We start from the raw sequence: 1,693 nt of genomic DNA, 5'->3' as shown, positions 1-1,693 counted from the left end.
TAGATGCCCTTCTCAAATATACAGGCGCCTATGAGTTTAAAGAGGGTGAGGTTGCCGTAATGGACTCAAATCCTCTTGAGAAAGAAAGAGGTATTACCATTCTGTCTAAAAACGCTTCTCTCCAATATAAAGGGGTACAATTCAATCTTGTTGATACACCTGGGCATGCTGATTTTGGCAGTGAGGTCGAACGTATTCTTAAGATGGTTGATGGTGTGCTTCTTCTTGTTGACGCTTTTGAAGGGCCTATGCCGCAGACTAAATTTGTTTTGAAGAAGTCACTTGAGTTACATTTAAAACCAATACTTGTGATAAATAAGCTTGATCGTCCCCATGCCCGCCCGGATGAAGTGGCGGATATGACATTTGATCTTTTTTGTGAGCTGAACGCTTCTGATGAACAGCTTGATTTTCCGATTGTTTACGCTTCGGGAAAGGATGGTTACGCGACTCTTGATCTTGATGCGCCGAGAGACTCTATGAAACCTCTTTTAGAGACTATCCTGCATAGGGTATTGCCGCCGATAGCTAACCCTGATCTGCCTTTTCAGATGCTGGTTACAATGCTTGATTATGACTCTTATGTTGGGCGAATCGCTATAGGGCGGGTTTTTCATGGGTCTGTCCATGTTGGGGATCCTGTGGCGCTTGTGAAACGTAATGGGACTGTTACCAGAGGCAAGGCAACTAAGATTATGAAGTATCGTGGATTAAGCCGTATCGAGGCCAGTGAGGCTATAGCAGGAGATATTATATTGATTTCAGGGATAGAGGGTGTAGAGGTTGGAGAGACACTTGCGTGTGTTGATGAGCCAAAAGGATTGCCTGCTATTAAGATAGATGAGCCTACAATCTCTATGAACTTTTCTCATAATACAAGCCCTCTTGCAGGCAAGGATGGAGGCAGATTTTTAACATCACGACATGTGCGGGAGCGACTTCTGCATGAAGCTATGATCAATGTTGGCATCAAGGTCGAGGAGGTTGCAGGGACCGAGCGGTTAAAGGTTTCAGGCCGCGGCGAACTGCACCTTGCTATTCTTATTGAAACAATGCGTCGTGAAGGGTATGAGATGGAAGTCTCCATACCGCAGGTTATTTTGAAGAAAATGGGTGGTCAAACGCTCGAGCCTGTTGAAGAGGTGATAATCGAGGTGGAAGATGAGTATCAGGGTGTTGTTATGCAGGCGCTTGGAGTTCGCAAGGCTCAAATGCGCGACCTAAAGACAACATCTTCCGGCACTAGCCGTATGGAATTTGTTATTGCCTCAAGGGCATTAATTGGGTTTAGAAGCGAGTTTCTTATGATGACCCGAGGTAGTGGTATCATGTACCAAAATTTCCTTGAATATCAGACCTATAAAGGAGATATGCCTACCCGTCAAAATGGTGTTCTCATTTCACATGGATGCGGTGATGCGGTGGCGTATGCGCTTTATAATTTACAGGCACGTGGTGAGATTTTTGTTAAACCAGGAGAAAAGCTATATGAAGGGATGATCGTTGGTGTAAACAACAAAGGGACCGATCTTGTTGTAAACGCCTTACGGGGAAAGAAATTAACTAATATGCGCGCTTCAGGAAGTGATGATGCGATTGCACTTATACCTCCACGGCAAATGGTTCTTGAGTTCGCTCTTGAGTTTATTGAGGATGATGAATTGGTTGAGGTAACTCCCAAGCATATAAGGCT

Annotated in this window: 1 protein-coding gene; it reads left to right on the top strand. The window is 44.5% G+C overall.

What is annotated here, in order from left to right; translation table 11 throughout:
• Positions 1–1,693 (top strand): translational GTPase TypA (typA, locus tag AC3WVG_RS11680; protein ID WP_488798294.1); only part of this gene is annotated, 1,693 nt, incomplete at both ends.

It is taken from the genome of Desulfovulcanus sp. (assembly GCF_982781345.1).
Note: the sequence above shows the minus strand (reverse complement) of the source record. Positions and strands in the feature narration are given on the sequence as shown.